Source organism: Nitrosomonas communis (genome assembly GCF_900114745.1).
In the GTDB taxonomy this organism is placed as follows: Bacteria; Pseudomonadota; Gammaproteobacteria; order Burkholderiales; family Nitrosomonadaceae; genus Nitrosomonas; species Nitrosomonas communis_A.
In genome coordinates, this window is record NZ_FOUB01000007.1 from 37,817 (window position 1) to 55,572 (window position 17,756).

General features: G+C 52.0%; 24 protein-coding genes. 23 read left to right on the top strand and 1 reads right to left on the bottom strand.

Annotated features, from left to right (window positions below; all coding sequences use genetic code 11):
• From BM122_RS04660 to BM122_RS04770, 23 genes are all read left to right on the top strand, one after another.
• Positions 1-375, top strand: a complete 375-nt coding sequence (locus tag BM122_RS04660; RefSeq protein WP_074904099.1) for a head decoration protein — start codon at positions 1-3, stop codon at positions 373-375.
• A gap of 18 nt (positions 376-393) precedes the next feature.
• Entirely contained in the window at positions 394-1,398 is a 1,005-nt protein-coding gene (locus tag BM122_RS04665) for a major capsid protein (protein ID WP_074904100.1), read from the top strand.
• The gene (locus tag BM122_RS04670; protein ID WP_074904101.1) at positions 1,398-1,676 is read left to right on the top strand and encodes a hypothetical protein; all 279 of its coding nucleotides are present in this window, start codon (positions 1,398-1,400) and stop codon (positions 1,674-1,676) included. The genes BM122_RS04665 and BM122_RS04670 overlap by 1 nt, the downstream gene beginning before the upstream one ends.
• On the top strand, positions 1,676-2,113 hold the full coding sequence (locus tag BM122_RS04675) for a hypothetical protein (protein WP_074904102.1): 438 nt from the start codon (positions 1,676-1,678) through the stop codon (positions 2,111-2,113). The genes BM122_RS04670 and BM122_RS04675 overlap by 1 nt, the downstream gene beginning before the upstream one ends.
• Positions 2,114-2,118: 5 nt before the next feature.
• The gene (locus BM122_RS04680; RefSeq protein ID WP_074904104.1) at positions 2,119-2,337 is read left to right on the top strand and encodes a DUF7210 family protein; all 219 of its coding nucleotides are present in this window, start codon (positions 2,119-2,121) and stop codon (positions 2,335-2,337) included.
• Positions 2,338-2,340: 3 nt separating this feature from the next.
• Positions 2,341-3,093, top strand: coding sequence for a phage tail tube protein (locus BM122_RS04685; protein WP_074904105.1), 753 nt, complete (start codon positions 2,341-2,343; stop codon positions 3,091-3,093).
• On the top strand, positions 3,090-3,479 hold the full coding sequence (locus BM122_RS04690; RefSeq protein WP_074904106.1) for a DUF6631 family protein: 390 nt from the start codon (positions 3,090-3,092) through the stop codon (positions 3,477-3,479). Before BM122_RS04685 ends, BM122_RS04690 begins: the two co-directional genes overlap by 4 nt.
• A 175-nt stretch (positions 3,480-3,654) precedes the next feature.
• Positions 3,655-4,305: a DUF6441 family protein gene (locus BM122_RS04695; RefSeq protein WP_074904108.1), complete on the top strand. Its 651-nt coding sequence runs from the start codon at positions 3,655-3,657 to the stop codon at positions 4,303-4,305.
• A 1-nt stretch (position 4,306) separates the two neighbouring features.
• Entirely contained in the window at positions 4,307-6,880 is a 2,574-nt protein-coding gene (locus BM122_RS04700; RefSeq protein ID WP_074904109.1) for a hypothetical protein, read from the top strand.
• Positions 6,877-7,101 carry a hypothetical protein gene (locus BM122_RS04705; RefSeq protein WP_074904111.1) on the top strand — a complete coding sequence of 75 codons (225 nt, stop codon included), beginning with the start codon at positions 6,877-6,879 and terminating at the stop codon, positions 7,099-7,101. The genes BM122_RS04700 and BM122_RS04705 overlap by 4 nt, the downstream gene beginning before the upstream one ends.
• A complete protein-coding gene (locus BM122_RS04710; RefSeq protein ID WP_074904113.1) occupies positions 7,094-8,038 on the top strand; it encodes an Ig-like domain-containing protein in 945 nt (314 codons plus the stop codon). The genes BM122_RS04705 and BM122_RS04710 overlap by 8 nt, the downstream gene beginning before the upstream one ends.
• On the top strand, positions 8,038-9,147 hold the full coding sequence (locus BM122_RS04715; RefSeq protein ID WP_074904114.1) for an Ig-like domain-containing protein: 1,110 nt from the start codon (positions 8,038-8,040) through the stop codon (positions 9,145-9,147). Before BM122_RS04710 ends, BM122_RS04715 begins: the two co-directional genes overlap by 1 nt.
• Positions 9,144-9,674: a hypothetical protein gene (locus BM122_RS04720; RefSeq protein ID WP_074904116.1), complete on the top strand. Its 531-nt coding sequence runs from the start codon at positions 9,144-9,146 to the stop codon at positions 9,672-9,674. The genes BM122_RS04715 and BM122_RS04720 overlap by 4 nt, the downstream gene beginning before the upstream one ends.
• Positions 9,674-11,122 (top strand): hypothetical protein, encoded by a 1,449-nt coding sequence (locus tag BM122_RS04725; RefSeq protein WP_074904117.1) that lies wholly within the window; start codon positions 9,674-9,676, stop codon positions 11,120-11,122. The genes BM122_RS04720 and BM122_RS04725 overlap by 1 nt, the downstream gene beginning before the upstream one ends.
• Complete coding sequence (locus BM122_RS04730) at positions 11,119-11,652, top strand: hypothetical protein (RefSeq protein ID WP_074904119.1); 534 nt, start codon at positions 11,119-11,121, stop codon at positions 11,650-11,652. Before BM122_RS04725 ends, BM122_RS04730 begins: the two co-directional genes overlap by 4 nt.
• Complete coding sequence (locus tag BM122_RS04735) at positions 11,649-12,821, top strand: hypothetical protein (RefSeq protein ID WP_074904120.1); 1,173 nt, start codon at positions 11,649-11,651, stop codon at positions 12,819-12,821. The genes BM122_RS04730 and BM122_RS04735 overlap by 4 nt, the downstream gene beginning before the upstream one ends.
• On the top strand, positions 12,821-13,843 hold the full coding sequence (locus tag BM122_RS04740; RefSeq protein ID WP_074904122.1) for a hypothetical protein: 1,023 nt from the start codon (positions 12,821-12,823) through the stop codon (positions 13,841-13,843). Before BM122_RS04735 ends, BM122_RS04740 begins: the two co-directional genes overlap by 1 nt.
• Positions 13,843-14,502 carry a hypothetical protein gene (locus BM122_RS04745; RefSeq protein ID WP_074904123.1) on the top strand — a complete coding sequence of 220 codons (660 nt, stop codon included), beginning with the start codon at positions 13,843-13,845 and terminating at the stop codon, positions 14,500-14,502. The genes BM122_RS04740 and BM122_RS04745 overlap by 1 nt, the downstream gene beginning before the upstream one ends.
• A gap of 12 nt (positions 14,503-14,514) precedes the next feature.
• Positions 14,515-14,928: a phage tail fiber protein gene (locus BM122_RS04750; RefSeq protein WP_074904125.1), complete on the top strand. Its 414-nt coding sequence runs from the start codon at positions 14,515-14,517 to the stop codon at positions 14,926-14,928.
• Between the two features lie 78 nt (positions 14,929-15,006).
• Complete coding sequence (locus BM122_RS04755; RefSeq protein ID WP_074904127.1) at positions 15,007-15,294, top strand: DUF6127 family protein; 288 nt, start codon at positions 15,007-15,009, stop codon at positions 15,292-15,294.
• Positions 15,294-15,806, top strand: coding sequence for a glycoside hydrolase family 108 protein (locus tag BM122_RS04760; RefSeq protein ID WP_074904128.1), 513 nt, complete (start codon positions 15,294-15,296; stop codon positions 15,804-15,806). The genes BM122_RS04755 and BM122_RS04760 overlap by 1 nt, the downstream gene beginning before the upstream one ends.
• Positions 15,803-16,231, top strand: a complete 429-nt coding sequence (locus BM122_RS04765) for a holin family protein (protein ID WP_074904130.1) — start codon at positions 15,803-15,805, stop codon at positions 16,229-16,231. Before BM122_RS04760 ends, BM122_RS04765 begins: the two co-directional genes overlap by 4 nt.
• A gap of 274 nt (positions 16,232-16,505) precedes the next feature.
• On the top strand, positions 16,506-16,796 hold the full coding sequence (locus BM122_RS04770; protein WP_074904131.1) for a hypothetical protein: 291 nt from the start codon (positions 16,506-16,508) through the stop codon (positions 16,794-16,796).
• Between the two features lie 6 nt (positions 16,797-16,802).
• On the opposite strand, the gene BM122_RS24835 is transcribed toward BM122_RS04770, so the two are convergent.
• Complete coding sequence (locus BM122_RS24835; RefSeq protein ID WP_074904133.1) at positions 16,803-17,750, bottom strand: COG2958 family protein; 948 nt, start codon at positions 17,748-17,750, stop codon at positions 16,803-16,805.
• Positions 17,751-17,756 lie beyond the last annotated feature (6 nt).

The window sequence follows — 17,756 nt, forward strand, 5'->3', positions numbered from 1 at the left end:
ATGGCTGTTATTAATGAATCCCTTTATCTTGGCGACCTCGTCAAATACGAAGAAAGCCACCGCTATTCGCGCAGACAGGAATTGGTCGCATCCGGCCAGAATCTGGGTTTAGGCACCGTTGTTGGACGCAAAACAAGTGACGGCAAGATTTATGCCTTGAACCCTGCTGCCACTGATGGCACCCAGACTGCAGTAGGTGTTCTGATCGAAGCAGTCGATGCCACACTGCTCGATAAAGACGGCCTCATTCTTGCACGCCATGCCATCGTCGCGGATAAAGCCTTGGTATGGCCTGCCGGCATCACCAATCCGCAGAAGATCACCGCCCTCACCCAACTTGAAGCTAGCGGCGTACTGGTCTATCAAAGCGCTTAGCCTACCTGGAGAACACCTATGCAGAATCCCTTTCTCAATCCCGCTTTCTCGATGGCAAGCCTCACCGCTGCCATTAATCTCATCCCCAATCGCTATGGGCGCATTGGTGAGTTAAATTTATTTAATGCCAACCCGGTTATCCAACGCAACATCGTGGTGGAGGAAATACATGGCATTCTGAATCTGCTGCCTACTCTACCCCCTGGTTCACCTGGCACGGTCGGCACCCAGGGCAAACGTAAAGTGCGCTCTTTTATTGTGCCGCACATTCCACATGATGATGTGGTGCTACCGGAGGAAGTCCAGGGTATCCGTGCTTTTGGCTCAGAAAATCAACTGGAAGCCATTGCCGGCGTGATGGCACGTAAACTTGCCACCATGCGCAACAAGCACGCGATCACTCTGGAACATCTGCGCATGGGCGCACTCAAAGGTCAGATCCTTGATGCCGATGGCAGCGTGATCTACGATCTTTTTACTGAGTTCAACGTCACGCAGTCCACGATTAACTTCCAGCTAAGCAGTAGCACGACCAAGGTCAAAGTTAAATGCAATGAAGTGCTGCGCACTATCGAGAAGAATCTGTTGGGTGAAGTAGCGACCGGCGTGCGCGTATTATGCTCGCCACAGTTCTTCGATGCGCTCACCTCTCACGATAATGTCGAGAAGGCGTTTGCGTTTTATCAGCAAGGCGCAGCCCTGATCGATGATACGCGTAGCGGGTTTCGCTTCGGTGGACTCGTATTTGAAGAGTATGTCGGTTTTGCTACCGATGCAGCCGGCACCATACGTAAATTCATTCCGGACAATGAAGCGATCGCGTTTCCCGAAGGAACGCTCGATACATTTGCTACTTATTTTTCCCCAGCGGATTTCAATGAAACGGTCAATACTTTGGGTCAAGAACTGTATGCCAAGCAAGAGCCGCGCAAATTTGAGCGTGGCACCGATCTGCACACGCAGAGTAATCCCTTGCCGATGTGCCACCGCCCAGGCGTACTACTGAAACTCACGGCTTCCTGATGAACGTTACCGATCTGTACGAAGCCGCTGCTCGTAATCAACTGTTAACATCGGTCACAGTTGGTAGCGTGACCATCCAGTGCGCCTTTCGTGCACCTGCTGAAACAGTCCTCGATGGGCTAGCGCTTTCACGTGATTACCATATCGAGTATCCCACTTCCTGGCTCACCTTGACCATCGGTGATTTAGTACAGATTGCGGGTGAATCTTACAAAGTACGCGAAGTGCGACAAATTCGCGACGGCAGCGAAGCAAGAGCCACTCTCTCAAAATTATAATGCAAAGTATCCGCGAACAAATCATCCAGAAAATCGTCGCCAAGCTTACTCCAGTAGCTACGCTTCAGGGTGCAACCATTCAACGCCAACCGACTATTCCGACCGATCGATCGAGACTTCCCGCACTGTTGGTTTTTCCAGAGATGGAAGCCGTGCAACGCATCAATGAACGTAGTGAGCGGGAACTGGCACTCCGCATCGTGGCGCTGGCTTGTGGCACCGTAGTGGAAGAGCCAGAGCCTATTGCCGATCGATTGTTAGCCGCTGCCCATAGTGTATTGATGACATATAGAAATCTTGATGGTCTGGCACAAAGCTTGGAAGAGCTCGATTGTGAGTGGCAGCAAGATGACGCCGATATGGCGTTGGCTGCCATGCCCGCCCGCTACCGGATCACCTATCGCACACTCACTCATGATTTAACGCAGAAAGGATAAATGCCATGTATCGCATCAAACTTCTCAAAACTCACACCCATGAAGGCCAAGTGCATTTCGCGGGCCATGTACTCGAAGTCGATGAAATGACCGCTTCCTGGCTGATCCAGTACAGTGTTGGCAAAGCAGCCGATGAGATTGCCAGCTCATCTTCAGAAGATCCCGCTTCATCAAATATAGATGTTCCAACTAAAAACAAACCCAATCGCAAAGTAAAGGAGTAATCCATGGCATATTTCTCTGGACAAGGCCGTGTCTTTATCGGTAGCCGCGATACTAACGGTAACCCTGCAGGACTCACTTTCGTAGGTAATGTGCCCGATCTCAAGGTATCGATTTCAGTCGATACGCTTGAACACCAGGAATCCCAATCCGGACAGCGTTTGACCGATTTGCAGCTGATCCGAACCAAGAAAGGCGAGTTCGCCTGCACCCTCGAAGAATGGATTCAGTCTAACCTGGAACTGGCATTATATGGCTCGACCACGATTGTGGCGAGTGGCACTGTAACGAGCGAGCTATTGCCCAATCCGGTCACCCTTGGCAGTCTCAATCTTCTCTCCAAGCAGAATGTATCGAGCGTGGTAGTCAAGGATTCGAGTGGCACACCGTTAACTTTACCTTCAACACAATACACGGTAAACGCAAAACACGGCTCCCTCATCATCAACGACAAAACTGCCGGTGGCCCCTATACCGAGCCGTTCAAGGTCGACTATAGCTATGGTGCAGCCAATATCACGGCCATGTTCACTCAACCTCTACCGGAACGTTGGGTGCGTTTTGAAGGATTGAATACTGCTGATTCTAATCATGAGGTTGTAATCGATCTGTATCGCGTGGCGATCAACCCAGCCAAGGAGTTATCAGTGATCGGCAACGATCTGATGAAATTCGAGCTATCGGGTCAAGTGCTAGCTGATCTCACCAAATCGGCTACAGGACAGTTTGGGCAATTCGGTCGGGTCATTCTGCTATGAGTGATAATAATTTCTCAGCCCTACCACCGGTTGCAACCTCTATCGTCGTTAATGATGAAACAATTGACATCACTCCCATCAAGATAGGCGAACTGCCTGCATTCAGTCGCGCGGTGCAACCGATAGCGGCTCATCTTTCCGCTTCTCCTGATTGGCTGGCGCTGATCGCAGAACATGGCGATGCCCTCATCGAGGCCTTGACTATTGCTGCTCGTCGTCCCCGCGACTGGGTCGCCGAACTTGAATTGGATGATGCCGTGAAGTTGGCATCCACTGTGTTTGAGGTCAATGCCGATTTTTTTATCCAGCGCCTGCTGCCAAGCGTAATGGAAGCGGCAGCCAGGCTCGAAACACGAATGGCTGGGCGGATGCCATCCAGCAACTGATCAGCGCGGGTCACTCGTACGAGAGCATCAGGGATTACACCCTGGCGCAGGTGTCTGCGTTTTTAGTAGCCATCGATCGACACGAAGCAAGATCTCTCGCCAATCTACTCACGGTAATCGCTGCCGGCAGCCAAGGCTCCAACGACACCATCACCAAAATAATGAAGCAATTGTCGTGCTAAAAATCTCGTTAAGCCGTGCAGGCTTGCTTGATCCTGCCAAGTTGTCCTCATGGTCGCTATCCAAACAGGTCAACATTCGCAAAGCAGTCACAGCTGGAATGCGTGCAGAAAGCAGGCAATTGGTCGAGAGCGTGCGTAACCAAATGAAGGCTGACTTCACCGTCAAGCAGCAAAGATTTCTCAGATCGGTGCGCGCTCAAGTATTTGATCGTAACCCAAACAAGTTACCTGCATTGCTCATCGGTTCCAAAATTTCCTGGCTAGGGGTACATATGCGCGGAGGAAACATTGCAGGTCGCATGCTGATTCCGCTCACGGAAGAAGGTCGCCGTATCGGGCGGCGCGCATTCAAACGAATAATCGACGCCCTCATTTCCTCCGGAAATGCCTATTTCATCCAGAAGAATGGCAAGGCCATTCTGATGGCCGAGAACATCCAAGAGAATCAACAACAGCTTCGCCGCTTCAAGCGTGCTGAAAGAGTTCGTACCGGCGCTAAATCCATCAAACGTGGTCAAGAAATTCCTATCGCTGCGCTGGTACCACGCGTGAGCCTGCAGGCGCGTTTTGATCTAGCCCAAGCTGTGCAAAGGCAATTACCGGGTCTCGCCCGCAATATCGAAACAAAACTGAAAACCATCTGACATGCCCAACGATCGTGCGCAAATATTGATCACCGCGGTTGATCAAACCAAGTCTGCCTTTGATTCAATCCGCGGTAATCTGAGGCGCCTGGGTGATGAATCCAGTCACCTGCAAACCCTGCTCGCAGGGCTGGGTGTGACGCTATCAGCAGGTGGCTTCGTTGCTTTCGTCAAGGATGCCATTAATAGCGCCGATCAGCTCAACAAGCTGTCACAGAAGATCGGCATTTCGGTCGAAGCGCTTTCTACTTTGCGCTTTGCTGCCGAGTTGTCCGATGTGAGCCTGGAAACGTTACAGAAAGGCATCAAGATACTCTCGCAAACTATAGTTGAAGCAAATAGTGGTGCAGGCAGAGGCGCGCAAGTGTTTGATGCGCTCGGTATTTCCGTCAAAAATACTGATGGCTCACTCAAGTCAGCCGAACAAATTTTACTGGAAGTGGCCGATGTGTTTGCTACATTGGAGGATGGCACCGTCAAGACCACACTCGCGGTCGAACTGTTCGGCAAAGCAGGCCAGGACATGATTCCGCTGTTGAATCAAGGCAAAGCTGGCATCGAACAACTGCGACTGGAAGCAGAGCGACTGGGGCTCAAACTTGATACAGAAACGGCACGATCAGCCGAAAGCTTCAATGACAATTTGGCAGCTCTCAAAGCTTCTGCCTCCTCTTTGGGCATAGCGCTTGCTGGTGATTTCTTGCCGGAACTCACCAACATTACCAACGCCATGCGTATGGCTGCCAATGAAGCGGGTGTGCTCAAAGCGATATGGGTCGGACTGGGTGGCATCGGTAACCTCATCTTCAATGGCAGCGAGATCAAACAAGCACAAAGCGAAGTTCAGCGGTTGCAAGAGTTAGTCGATTCTACTCGGCAGAAACTTGCAACCGGTAAAACGAAGATACCCTTGCTGCCTTTTGATGTGCAATTCAACGATCAGGCACTGGCGGTACTGCGGCGCAATCTCGTGAAGTATGAGCAAGAACTGGCTCAGGCGCAAAAACGTCTGGGTAACCTCACCCGTTCGGAGCAAACGGAGCCAAAACCAGCAGCAAGCCCGACCGAGGATATGCAGCGCATCGCCTGCATTGTTTCCGGTGGCCATTGGGTCAACGGCCAATGCATCAAAAAATCGGCTGGGCGTATCCAGGAGCCAAATACCCTCTCCGCTCGCATGAATCTGATCAAGGCAGAATCAGAGACTGAACTCAAACTGATCAAGCAGGGTCTGGAGCTAGCACAAAAAGCTTATGATCGAGCACTTGATGAGCGCCTCATTTCCATCCGCGACTTTTATGCTGTCAAGACAGTTATCGACCAACAGGCTATCGATGCAGAAATCAGTTCAATACAGCAAGAACTATCAACACAATCGAATTTCGCCATTCGAGGACGTGATGAGAACGAGCGCCTGCGCGCCATGGCTGAAGTCAGAAAACTGGAAGGCGAACTGACAATACTCAACCAGAAACGCACGGAAATTGAAATCGCTAATGCCCATGCTGCGGCCAAAGCCGAAAAAGCATTGGCTGACGAGTTATCCAAAGTGCGCGAGCGATTGGCGGGAATACGCGGTGTAGCTGGCAACGAGGTATCACGCGAGCGCTTGCAACGTGAGTACCAGCCCTTGCTTGAGCAATTACGTGCCGCTAAGGATGAGCAGGGTGAAAGCGATGTGCTGCAGCTGATCGATGTGCAATCGGATTTAGCTTCTCTTTCAAAACTTGAAACAGAATTTCAGGCAGCGCTCGCGCGTATGCACACTCAGCAAGATAGCATCAACATCAAACGCCAAGCGGGCTTACTCACAGAGTCGCAAGCACGCAGCCAGATCAATACGCTTTTGCAACAGACTGCGGCCGAAATGGATGTGCTGCTACCGAAGATGCAAGCCTTGGCAGGTAGCGCCGGAGGTGAAGCAGTCAACCATGTTGCGAGACTGCGCAATGAAGTAGCGCGAATGCGCATCGATACCGATCAATACGTTCTGCGCTTCGAGGGCGCCACGCGTAATGCACTACAGGGATTTTTCAGCGATATCGCACTCGGTTCCAAAGATGCCTTCGACAACATGGTGCAAACCTTCAAGGTGGCCATAGCCAACATGGTAGCAGAGGCGTTAGCCGCTCGGTTGATTGATTCCCTTTTCGGTGGATTGAGAGGCGCCGGTTCAATAGTAGGATCCCTATTTGGTGCAATAACCGGAAGCTCCACTCCTATCAAGAAGGCTACAGGCGGTCTGATATCAGGTCCTGGCACTGACACGTCGGACTCCATTCCGGCTCGCCTTTCCAATGGGGAATATGTCATTCGTGCCGCCGCGGTCAAGCAAGTTGGCGTGGGTTTTCTCGATGCGATCAACAATATGCGTTATCTAGCGTTAGCACCAAGCTACTTACCTACCCGGCTGAATTTCGCTGAAGGCGGGCTTGTGTCTACCAGTGGTTCTTCCGCTAGAAATGCAGCTACTTCCGTTAACTTGAACTTACAACTACATCCTGAGGCGCTCCATATCACGCTGCGCGATTGGTTGGAGAGTGAACTTGCACGCATTGCTGTGGGCGGCAGATGATGGCAACACTCAGCGCTTATCCATCTCAAGTGCATGCTGACGCCACCGCTCTGCTCGTTTATCAGGGACAACCCAATCGCACGGTGAACTGGAATCTGGTCGGATCAGGATCCGTCACACCCTTGTCAAACTGTACCGATGAAACCGGCAAAGCTGGCGCCCTATACCAGCCGGGAACAGCAGGCGGTACCGTCAAGGTGGAGGTGACAGCCGGTGCTTGAAATTCTGGCAGGCCCTTATGATCTGCTCGATCTGGAGGGTAATTTAGTCACCGATGATTCATTACAGCAGGCGCGCTATTACGACGATGATATCGGACTGATGTTCTCGGCAGGCCGCACTCTTGGCAAAAACTGGGTAATCCAATTGGACGGCACCGCCTGCATTCGTAGTGACAGTTATGGCATTTACGTGGTTGATTTGCAGCAAACACCACAAAGTGAATACCTGCTGGTCGATGCGCTGTTTAAGGACAAGTTATACCGGTACAACAAGCGCACCGCTACCAGGGAAGTGTTGCTCCTCTCCGGTGGAACCAATGCCCTGGCGGACATTCAGGTGCGCACCCAAGATCGCTTCCTGTCTGCCAGCCATAACTTGGTTAAATGGCGGCCACTCGATTTAAGCGCAGGCGCGGTCACTGAGGCAACGTTAACGGGGGTGGGCGATTTAACGGGACTATCGATCAATCCGATCTGGTCCAGGACGCGTAATCCCGATGTGCTGGCGCTCGCCTATGAAAACGGCCACATCGTCTACTATAACCACATTACTAAAACACAAGCGCCGGGGTCAGCCTACATCGGAGCGAACAAGGATGCCTGGTACAGCCCCAAGTATGATATCTGGCTGCGACTAACCAGTGAGCGCAAGCTTTATGTGCATGCTTCCAGGCCTCGACCGTACGCGTTATCTGATCCAATCGGATCGGTGCCAGTCAGGGGTAAGGTGAGCACTTATAGCGTGCAGCTGACAGGTGATGCGGGCGAGCCGTGTCCGGATGAGTTGATCGATTGGTCATTGGAGATCGGCAGCGTAGGCCAGCTGAAGAATACGCAATCGCGCACCGATGCGAGCGGCTATGCCACGGTGGATTACTTGGCTCCGGTCGTGGGAGCGCTGGGCAATGTCATCGTCAAAGCGGAGCTGCGATTCTGATGTTCAGGCAGATTTATGAGTCGGTGCCGACGCCTTATCGTACCCAGGAGGAGCTTCCGGCGGTGGGGACAGGTATTGGAGCGTTTCTGTACAACCCCTATTTAGTCGAGCAGCCGAGGCTATATGGCGAGGAAATGTACCTATTGGCTGGTTTGTTTGTGCGACGCGAGCAAACGGCAACAGCCAACCACACCCTCCACTTGGTTGGGTTTACGCAAATTATCCGTTGGCCGAGCTGGGATACGCGCCACTGGGTCTTTGATGGCATCACGGGCGAGTTTCTGCGTGATGATCCAGCTATCCCGCCATTGGCACTCGGTGGTGATCTGGTAGAAGGCGCTGATGGCTCGATCTGGATGTATACCGCCTGGACGGGCGGTTGGATCGAATTAAATCCCGTGACTATGGCTTCCATCACTGGCAGCACACTAGACAAGGCTAAATACGGCAATCCAGCTTCGATTGAAACACCTTTGGTGGATCGTGCCAACAATATCTTGGTGTGTGCAGAAAGTAGTGGTGTTGCGAGAATTAAAATTTACAACTTCACCACTGGTACATGGATACGCGATATCGAGGTGTCCGGGCCGCCCGCTCAGATCATGCCGGAGAGCAACAAATACGCCTATGTCTACTGCCACAACGGCATCATTAATTTAATCAATTATGTTGATGGGCGTGTGTTGTCGGCATTGAAAGCACCTGCACCAACCGATACGCAATATTTGACACAGATCGGCTCACAGAAATTTGCCTATGATCGTTTTCATCGGCGCTTGCTCGCGTTTCAGATGGTTGTGAATAATGCAGACGGATCGAGCGCATCAACCATCAAAGGCTGGTATCCGGTGCCCTTGCCAGTCAGGATCATGCAGCCGATACCGCTCATTGCACCACGCGCGGGTAGGACTGTGCCCTACCTTACCCGGCTGTATGGCGATGCGGGCGAACCGGTGGCGGGAGTGCATGTACAAGGCGCAATCAGCGGTGTGAACGTTAACATAGCGCCGGGCATTACCGATAACAATGGCTATGCCCTCGTGCAGGGCATAGCCACTGCCGCCGGTAGCGCTATCCTCACCGTCAGCGCGGAGGTGATCACTTCATGACTATTTTGACTAGCCAGACGACCTTTACCATAGGCGAGGCCTCCACTGAAACCACCTCTATCAATATCACGATTCTACCTTCTATCGGTACAGCTTCTGGTAAGGGGCGACTCATCCATCCTGCCCTCGGCACTTACGATTACGCGCAATGTCCGGATGAATGGAGCAACATCGATGGCGATGCCATCATTGCCCCGATCTGGGCGAGCAGCAAAACACTGAATGGCGCCTCCAATACTCTGACGATGGGCAACATCCGCGATGTAGTGGTAGAGGAACGTTGGACGGGTGGATTGTCCACCTCTCTGGAGATGGTTCGCATATTGGCTGCTTTCTGGCAGAATCCGCCTGATCCTGCTATCGACTACATTGAATGGTATCCCAATTACATCAACGCTAACGGCTATAAGGTGATCCTCACAGGTTTAGAGCTGAATGGGCAAGGATTGAATTTTGATTTCATTTCACGCCAGGGTTATGTGACGGGCACCTTGGTGTTACGTATGCGCATTGCAGGAAGAATGTAATGAATCATCGCTGGCAGCCATTTGCTCAGGATAGCGTCAAAAACATTGCCATTATTTGGCACCCAACGGCTACTCCATTGCAGATGGTAGAAGGCACGCATGCAGACGGGGTGGATATCAGCGCTTTTGTTACTCGTGCCTCACACAGCGCAGCCGAGGGCAATGTCACCGTGACCTGGCATTTGGAGTTATACGAGGTTGATCAGCCACAACCAGGCCAGATCATCGAATTCAGGCTGGATGATCAGTTGCTGTGGTGGGGAGTGATCGAGTCTCTCAATGGTTACCGTTTGAGCTCCGGCGTACGCTCTTTGACGTTGACGCTGCGATCACGCGATGCCTCGCCCCATTGGCGCAACGTTCGCCGGGTAACTGAGATTTACCCGGTGGCCACTCCGCTGTCAGTCATTGCGAGAGACATTGCCTACACGCTCGGCTTGAGCGATGCCGAGATCGGATTTGGTGAGACATCCGTCACTACTGTCCATTCAAATACCCAACTGGCAGACTTAACCGCCTGGGAAATGCTGGAGAAATTGGCTGAGCCTCTCGGTGTGCAGTCTTTTGTCGATGCACGTGGTGTTTTGAAAACCATTTCCCGCGATATCACGCGGCCAGTCGATATTGTTTTAACCACCGAGCGCATCATCAGCGTCACCGCAGCCAAATCCAGGCCGCCGCTGACCGCTGTCAAAGTACGATGGCTGGACCCAAACCTGACCAAGGTTTCGCAACAGGACCAGCTATTGGCCAGTATCAATATCACTGCAGGCTTCTTCCAGCTTAAACAAAAAAAGCGAATTGCTTTTTCCGAGGATGAAACGCAGCGCGCAGAAAATACTTATCTGGTCATTCGTCAATCGGCCAATTCAGGGCTGCTGCCAGTATGCGAAGAAAGTTATTCGCAAGAAACTCAAACCGGTGGCGAAATCGTGCTTACCACCTATGCCTGGGTGCCTGCGCTGGTAACGGCCGGCATGGCAGCGATTCTGTCCAGTTCACTTATTCCCGACGGAGTAACTCCCACGGAAACCATTCCGTTAGGACGACCCATTCAGGCAGGCGCCGAGATTACGGTACTACTGACATTGGCCTCGATTGGCACTGGCATGTATGAGATCTGGGGTACACCCTACGATTATGTGCACGCGCGCAACATCACTGAAGCCTATGATCAAAACGCGCCAGAATGGCTGAGTAATGAAGTCGAGATCGAAAACGATTTCATCATGGATGAACCGATGGCGCAAGCCTATGCGGTACGTGAACTGCTTTACAGAGCGCGCGAGGTATCCAGTTTCAATATGTCGATTGTCGATGACCCCAGAATCGAGCCAGGCGACATTATTGAATTACCCGACCAATCAAGACTATACGTGACCAACTACCAGCGCGATGTATCACCAGGTAGCGCGGCCGTACTGGATGTGGAGGGTTTTCGCGTATGAGCATGCTGACTTACATCACGCAGGCGGAAATAAAGAATGCAGCCAAGGAACTGGACGGCAAAGTATTGACCAGACCTGCGCTGTTAGTCACCGATGGCTTGGCGATGATTTATGCGGTTGACGTCGACATCGGCCAGAACTATCCGCTCAAGAATGTGCCGATTGCACGTGCCAACCGTAATTTGCTCTACGCCGAAGTGGGGGCGGCAGTCAGACTCAGGCGAAGCGAATCCGGACACTATGAGGTGATAGGCTTTTCTCAGGAGCAACCGGGCAGCTTTTTTCGGGTGCCCATCACTCTCCCCTCATTTACTTTTGGTAACGCAGGCATCATCACCGGCGCCAACCCAGCTCTACCACCCTCACCCTTGCCAACCAGCTCGATCGTAATCGGCGAGCCCCAGGACAATACCTTGGTGGGTAGACCGCTCACCTATGCAGAACTGGCCATGCTTGGAACCTATGGTTTAACCCCATACGGGGCGACCGGCATCTTTAAAGGTGGCGTATTACAGGAGATATATTCGTGACGTTACAGCTGCAACGCTTCATTAATGGCGATACCAATTACATCACGAAACACAACAGCAACCTCGATTTGATCGAGGCAGCCATCGCCTCGCTGGAATTGCTGGCTAGCAACAGTACGGCAGCGAGCAGCGTCAATGTGGCCAAAGCATTTCAGGCGCTGTTTGGCGTAAGCGCGAGTTTAATCGGTGCGGATAGTTATAAATGCACCGGCTCAGGCAATAATCTGACGGTGCAGCCTGGCTTTTGCTGGCGGCCAAGCTTGAATGCAGTAGTATCCAAAACGACCATTACCACTATCAGCTTCTCTGGTGTTTCTGCGGGTACCTGGTACATAACCGTCGATTCGAGCGGTACCCCTATCCGCACCAATAGCATTACTGAAGCAGCTTATAGCATAGTGTGGACCGGCTCGGCCTTTGGCACCATTACCCGCTTGCTCAATGTGGTGTGGGGCGCGGCCGATGAAGTGGCAGCACAGAGTAGTACCGTGCTTGGTACAAGCTTTACCAGCCTCGACAGCAGATTGGAAGCGAGTGAAAACAAGGCGGTGGCGGGCGATCTGGCGAGAACGTATCTATTAGGCAGACTGAGCAAATCAGTAGCAGGTAATAGCAATGTTACTTTGACTGCCGATGAGGCGAATAACCTGGAGCTGGTATTCACCGGTGCAGTATCGGGCGAGATCAACATCTCCGTACCGCTCAGCAATGCGCCGCGCTCCTGGCTAGTAATCAATAATACCACTGGCGGCTATAAGCTTACCCTAAAAGGGCTGAGTGGCACCGGTGTAGCTATGCCTGTTGGCACCGCTTTCTGGGTCTATCACGACGGCACTAATATTCTGGCACTCCCTAAAGCAGCCGTTCTCACCCTCCCCTATAACACCAGCATAACTGCAGATTTCTCATGTGCAGACATCATCAAAATCACGCTCGGCGGTAATGCCATCATTACGCTCACAGGAGCAAAGGACCGGCAAAAATGCATGCTGGAATTAACGCAAGATAGCGTGGGAGGAAGAACTATAACGCTCGTGAATCATCGCTTCGGTTCGGATTTAACCAATATAACGTTATCTACCGGGCCAGGGTTGACAGACAAGATCGGTTTTATTTATGACGCGGTCGCAGCCAAATTTGACGTGGTCGCTTTGATGAGGGGGTTCTGATGAGTTTAATCTTTTTTGATGGTTTCGAGACTTACGCTACCGCTGATATTTTGAAAGAATGGAACAGCACCACCGGTCCAGTGGCGATCAGCGCCACAGGGGGTAGACGCGGTGGAGGTGCTTTGTTGGCACCGAGTTCCTCCTCTTTTGGCTGGGCGTCCAAGACGCTGCCCGCAAATTACTCTACCTTGATCGTGGGGTTTTCATTCAGCCCGAGCATTTTGCCTTCTTTAACCAATTTCATCCTTCGTCTCATGGATGGTGGAACTCAACAATTAGAATTAGGCGTTAACCCAGCGGGTAATGTTGTCGTGAGCCGCAACGGCACGGTTTTGGGAACCAGCACTGCCGTGCTTGCCGCAGCTGAGCAGTATGTGGAATTGAAAGCTACGATCCATGACACTTCTGGTGCCTTTGAGGTGAGATTGAACGGAGTCAATATTCTGTCTGCCTCGAATGTCGACACTAAAAATACCGCCAATGCTTTTGTCAATCAGGTGGCTTTGGGGGTACCTGGCAATACCGGCCTCTCTTCGATATTCAAGTATGATGATTTTTATCTGCTCGATACCACGGGACCTGCGCCCAACAATGATTTTCTGGGTGATGTGCGCATCGATGCGGTTTATCCTAGCGCGGATGGGAATTACACCGATTGGACGCCAAGCACAGGTACCAGCCATTATGCCTTGGTGGATGATCCCACGCCCAACACCACCGATTACAATGCGAGCAATGTGATCGGACAGAAAGATAGCTATGTGATGGGCGATCCGCCATCATTAGCCAGCCAAATCATTTACGGAGTCAGAGTGAAAGTCGCTGCGCTCAAGGATGATGCCGGCTCTCGCTCGCTTAAAATCGGTATCCGATCTGGCACTACCGATAGCCTTGGCGCTGCCCAGGCGTTATCCACTTCGCAAATCTATTACTCGAACATTCACGAAGTGGACCCGAACACCGGGGCAGCCTGGACACCGGCTGCGGTTAACGCGATGGAAGTTGTCATCGAGTCGGCATAATGACGGCAGCTCGATCAAGCCAAGTTGTTGCGGAGATACTGCGCAACAACACAGCAGTTAAAGCGCACGCTAGTCAAGCGGCCGCCGCAGTTTTACGCAAAAATACGAGTGTCAATATCCAGGCGAGTCATGCCATCGCCGGAGTATTGCGGCAAAATACAGCGGTCAAAGCACAAGCGCACCAGCTTATTGCGTCTATTTTACGCAAGGAGGTGACGCCACCCAATATTCAGGTAAGCCAATTAACCGCAGAGACATTGAGGCCGTCGATCATCACTGCACAGGTTAGTCAAGTCGTAACCGAGGTAATTAGCGCAGAGCGAACCTTGAAGGCAATCTTACCGCTCAGCGTAACACTCCAGGCTGATCTGGTGTCTGGCTTGGTTCTGGGGTCAATCTTTACCGCATCTCTCGATACCGAAGCCAGATTGGAGCTTGGCACTGAGCTGGCTTTCACACAATTTTCCACATCGATCGAGGTGCAAGCCGCATTGCAGTTTCAGTCAAGATTATCGGCTATCTTCCCTACTCATACCGCTACGCAAGCAAGTTTGCAGCAGGGCTCTGAATTGATGGTCACCCTACCCATTACGCTCAAACAGCGTGCTGGCTTGAAAGTTTATCCCGAATCCGTTACTGGGTTTTTCTTATTGTTTTGATCAGGAGTCACTATGAGTTCAGCTACGAATATGCTGGAAGAATCTATTGGCAACCATCTGTTACGCACGGCTACATGGCCAAAACCAGCAGGCATTTATATTGCGCTTTTTACTACGCTTCCGCTCGAAGATGGCACCGGTGGCGTAGAGGTGTCAGGCGGTAACTACGCCAGAGTGCAGAATGGCCCTAGTGATGCTGCCTGGAATGCGCCCACGGGCGGCAATGGTGAGTTCTCTAATGCTGCAGCAGTTGTGTACGGCGCACCTAATGCCAATTGGGGAAACGTAGTCGGCGCAGGTATTTATGATGCTTCTACCGGTGGCAGCCTACTAGCGATGGCCAATCTCGATACGACCAGGAATATCGTGGCAGGCGATCCAGCACCGAATTTCCCAGCGGGCGCATTGAAATTCATCTTTGCTTAACATCACTTTCTTTTCTCATCCTGTTTCATCTCACCCCTACCCCGCCTTTGGCGGTTTTTTTATTTCTGGAGCTTACAAATGAATCTACCTACTCTGTATAACGGCATGGTCGTCATGCCGCAAGATGAGTTCGAACAGTTGCTCGAACAAGCAGCCGCACGCGGGGCCAAGCGTGCATTAGCAGATGTCGGCCTGGAAGGCGAAGATGCTGCGCACGACATTCGTGAGCTGCGTGATCTGCTCGATGCTTTCAATACCGCCAAGCGTACCGCCTGGCAGACGATAATCAAGATCATTACCACAGGCTTTGTTCTAGCTCTAATTGCAGGCGCACTACTAAAAATTGAATTATTTGGAGGTCAGTAATGGTTGAAACTATCATTGATGACATCATTCGCCGTGAAGGCAACTTCATCAATCACCCCAATGATCGCGGTGGTCCAACTAAATATGGCATCACGGCCAAAACACTCGGAGGATGGCTTCATCTAGGTCGGCTAGCCACAAGCGAGGAAGTGGCGGTGCTCACCGAAGCAGAAGCACGAGAAATTTATCGTCATCAATACATTGTAGAGCCAGGCTTTGATGCAATCACGCATCCGGCGCTGCAAGCCCTGCTGGTAGATAGCGGTGTGCATTCTGATCCAAGAACGGCAGTGCATTGGCTGCAAACAGCCTTAAGTGTGGTCGCTGATGGAGTAATTGGCCCGAAGACACTTGCTGCTATAGCGGCTACCGATCAAAATAAACTCTATAGAAAAGTTCTTGCAGCACGCGTTCGCCACTTGGGGCGATTGATCACCAATGATCCCAAGCAATCGGTCTTTGCCGCTGGCTGGATGAACCGAATGGCAGAATTTGTGGAGGGTACCGTATGATTCCAATTCTGACTATGTTAGCGCCAGGATTGATTGAGGCTGGCAGCCGTCTGCTCGATCGGTTGATTCCCGATCCGGCTGAACGCGAAAAAGCCAAGCTCGCATTACTTCAGGCCGAAGGGCAACAAGCATTGCAGGAGATGCAAACAAGCTTGTCGGCCATCCTGGCTGAAGCGAATTCCGCTGATCCGTGGACGAGCCGGGCACGGCCGACTTTTCTGTATGTGATCTACGGTGTAATTTTGCTTTGTGTACTCGGATCTATCCTTGGCATCTGGTGGCCGGCTCATGTTTTCCAGGCAGCGGAGAATTTGAATAAGCTTTTGGGAGCTGTGCCGGAGAGCTTGTGGTGGTTGTTTGGGACTGGTTACCTTGGTTATACAGGGGCTAGGAGTTTTGACAAGTGGAAAGTGCCAGGGCGATAGCCCCAGCCAGCCGATACGATAATCCCCCGATCTCACTGCCGACGATGCTAATGGGGTGCTCACCCAAGACCCAGAACGCTGCTGCTCAGCACTGCCCACCAAGTTAGTTAGTTGGCCGCGGCCATTGTTATTGACTCGAGATTAGCTCGTCCAGAGTAAAAGGGCGAGACCCAGTAGCTCTTCACGTCGTCTGAAGCAAAATACACCTGTAAACGCTTGACTTCACCGCCTAACAGCGTGTTCATGTCATCCACATCAACAACGGAGTACAGCGATGAGCAATCAATTCAAGAGGGCCATCATTGATGATGTCATCTCGCGTAACATTGACCCCACAGTGCAAGCTAACTTACTTGACATATTTGAGTTGGCTATGAAGTCGGTAGCCACCACCCTGGTGCGTGAGGCCAAGTTCGACACGTCCGATTTCGCTACCGCCGAAGAGCGAGGCTGCGAGGACTTTTCCTTACTCGTGAGCCGGGTCCGCTCCGACTCCCGTAACGAATGGTTCGGCTCGTTTCAGCGGGGCGAGAAGCGCCTCGATGTCATCGGCCACCTCGAGTAGCCTTCCTCAGTCCGTCATCTCGGGCGCATCCCAATCGGTCAGCCTTGCTTCCCCGGTCTGGTAGAATTGCTTCACCAACTTCACGTATTCCAGAAAATCCCGATTCTCAGTTGCCAGCCGGTTAGCCATGCCCCAATCGATCTCATCTCTTTCGCGGGCAGGAATCAAGACCTGGCTTTCTGCCGGGTTGTCGGCATCCAGTTTGATCAGGCCGATGCCGTGCGCCGCGAACAGCATTCGCAGTTCCTTGAGCGTGTCCTGGCCCTCGATCTCCGCTGCGACCAGATAGCCAAAATTGGCCCAAGACGAGTTGGAAACCGCTTGGAAAAAGCATTCACGCACGTTCGACCGGTTGATCAGGAACTTGGCCTCGAACGACCACAACTTGGTGCGCTTGTCGGAATACTGATTCACACAGTCTCGCACCTCCTGGTGCCACTCAGCACCCAAGTCCTCCATCCCGACCACGTCCGGGTACAGCCAACGGTTGCCGTTCGGCCCTCGTTTGTTCGATGAGCGCTTCTCGTCGATACGCTTCGAATAGACGCCAAACTCCTCCCACAGATACATCGAAAGCAGTGGGTACATGGCATGCTCGCCAAGCTTGGCATTGTTACTATCTGCCGTGTGCGTGGCAGTCACGCCCTCAGCCGCCGCAACTTCGGCAACATCAGATTTCTCCGAATAGTAGTACTTGCGCGGCCGACCCTCGGTAGTCTTCAGTTCTGGGTTCCGTTTCTGTAAACGTGGGCGCTGCGAGCTAATTTCCGCGACCAGCTGCTGCACCAAATCACCATCGGATCTGATGTAGTCACCGCGACTATTGGATTTCTTCTCCTGACACTCAGCGGGATAGGTACTAAAAATCCACTCTGCGATCTGCCTTGCAGCCAGCTTTTCTTCGGGCCGTGCCTTCAAACAATCCAGTACGGCTTTCGCCAAATTCAAAGCCATTTATTG

What these genes read in the sequence shown, in the direction of transcription:
- BM122_RS04660 (WP_074904099.1), top strand. Translation starts at nt 1, where the DNA reads ATGGCTGTTATTAATGAATCCCTTTATCTTGGCGACCTCGTCAAATAC.
- BM122_RS04665 (WP_074904100.1), top strand. Translation starts at nt 394, where the DNA reads ATGCAGAATCCCTTTCTCAATCCCGCTTTCTCGATGGCAAGCCTCACC.
- BM122_RS04670 (WP_074904101.1), top strand. Translation starts at nt 1,398, where the DNA reads ATGAACGTTACCGATCTGTACGAAGCCGCTGCTCGTAATCAACTGTTA.
- BM122_RS04675 (WP_074904102.1), top strand. Translation starts at nt 1,676, where the DNA reads ATGCAAAGTATCCGCGAACAAATCATCCAGAAAATCGTCGCCAAGCTT.
- BM122_RS04680 (WP_074904104.1), top strand. Translation starts at nt 2,119, where the DNA reads ATGTATCGCATCAAACTTCTCAAAACTCACACCCATGAAGGCCAAGTG.
- BM122_RS04685 (WP_074904105.1), top strand. Translation starts at nt 2,341, where the DNA reads ATGGCATATTTCTCTGGACAAGGCCGTGTCTTTATCGGTAGCCGCGAT.
- BM122_RS04690 (WP_074904106.1), top strand. Translation starts at nt 3,090, where the DNA reads ATGAGTGATAATAATTTCTCAGCCCTACCACCGGTTGCAACCTCTATC.
- BM122_RS04700 (WP_074904109.1), top strand. Translation starts at nt 4,307, where the DNA reads ATGCCCAACGATCGTGCGCAAATATTGATCACCGCGGTTGATCAAACC.
- BM122_RS04705 (WP_074904111.1), top strand. Translation starts at nt 6,877, where the DNA reads ATGATGGCAACACTCAGCGCTTATCCATCTCAAGTGCATGCTGACGCC.
- BM122_RS04715 (WP_074904114.1), top strand. Translation starts at nt 8,038, where the DNA reads ATGTTCAGGCAGATTTATGAGTCGGTGCCGACGCCTTATCGTACCCAG.
- BM122_RS04720 (WP_074904116.1), top strand. Translation starts at nt 9,144, where the DNA reads ATGACTATTTTGACTAGCCAGACGACCTTTACCATAGGCGAGGCCTCC.
- BM122_RS04725 (WP_074904117.1), top strand. Translation starts at nt 9,674, where the DNA reads ATGAATCATCGCTGGCAGCCATTTGCTCAGGATAGCGTCAAAAACATT.
- BM122_RS04730 (WP_074904119.1), top strand. Translation starts at nt 11,119, where the DNA reads ATGAGCATGCTGACTTACATCACGCAGGCGGAAATAAAGAATGCAGCC.
- BM122_RS04740 (WP_074904122.1), top strand. Translation starts at nt 12,821, where the DNA reads ATGAGTTTAATCTTTTTTGATGGTTTCGAGACTTACGCTACCGCTGAT.
- BM122_RS04745 (WP_074904123.1), top strand. Translation starts at nt 13,843, where the DNA reads ATGACGGCAGCTCGATCAAGCCAAGTTGTTGCGGAGATACTGCGCAAC.
- BM122_RS04750 (WP_074904125.1), top strand. Translation starts at nt 14,515, where the DNA reads ATGAGTTCAGCTACGAATATGCTGGAAGAATCTATTGGCAACCATCTG.
- BM122_RS04755 (WP_074904127.1), top strand. Translation starts at nt 15,007, where the DNA reads ATGAATCTACCTACTCTGTATAACGGCATGGTCGTCATGCCGCAAGAT.
- BM122_RS04760 (WP_074904128.1), top strand. Translation starts at nt 15,294, where the DNA reads ATGGTTGAAACTATCATTGATGACATCATTCGCCGTGAAGGCAACTTC.
- BM122_RS04765 (WP_074904130.1), top strand. Translation starts at nt 15,803, where the DNA reads ATGATTCCAATTCTGACTATGTTAGCGCCAGGATTGATTGAGGCTGGC.
- BM122_RS04770 (WP_074904131.1), top strand. Translation starts at nt 16,506, where the DNA reads ATGAGCAATCAATTCAAGAGGGCCATCATTGATGATGTCATCTCGCGT.
- BM122_RS24835 (WP_074904133.1), bottom strand. Translation starts at nt 17,750, where the DNA reads ATGGCTTTGAATTTGGCGAAAGCCGTACTGGATTGTTTGAAGGCACGG.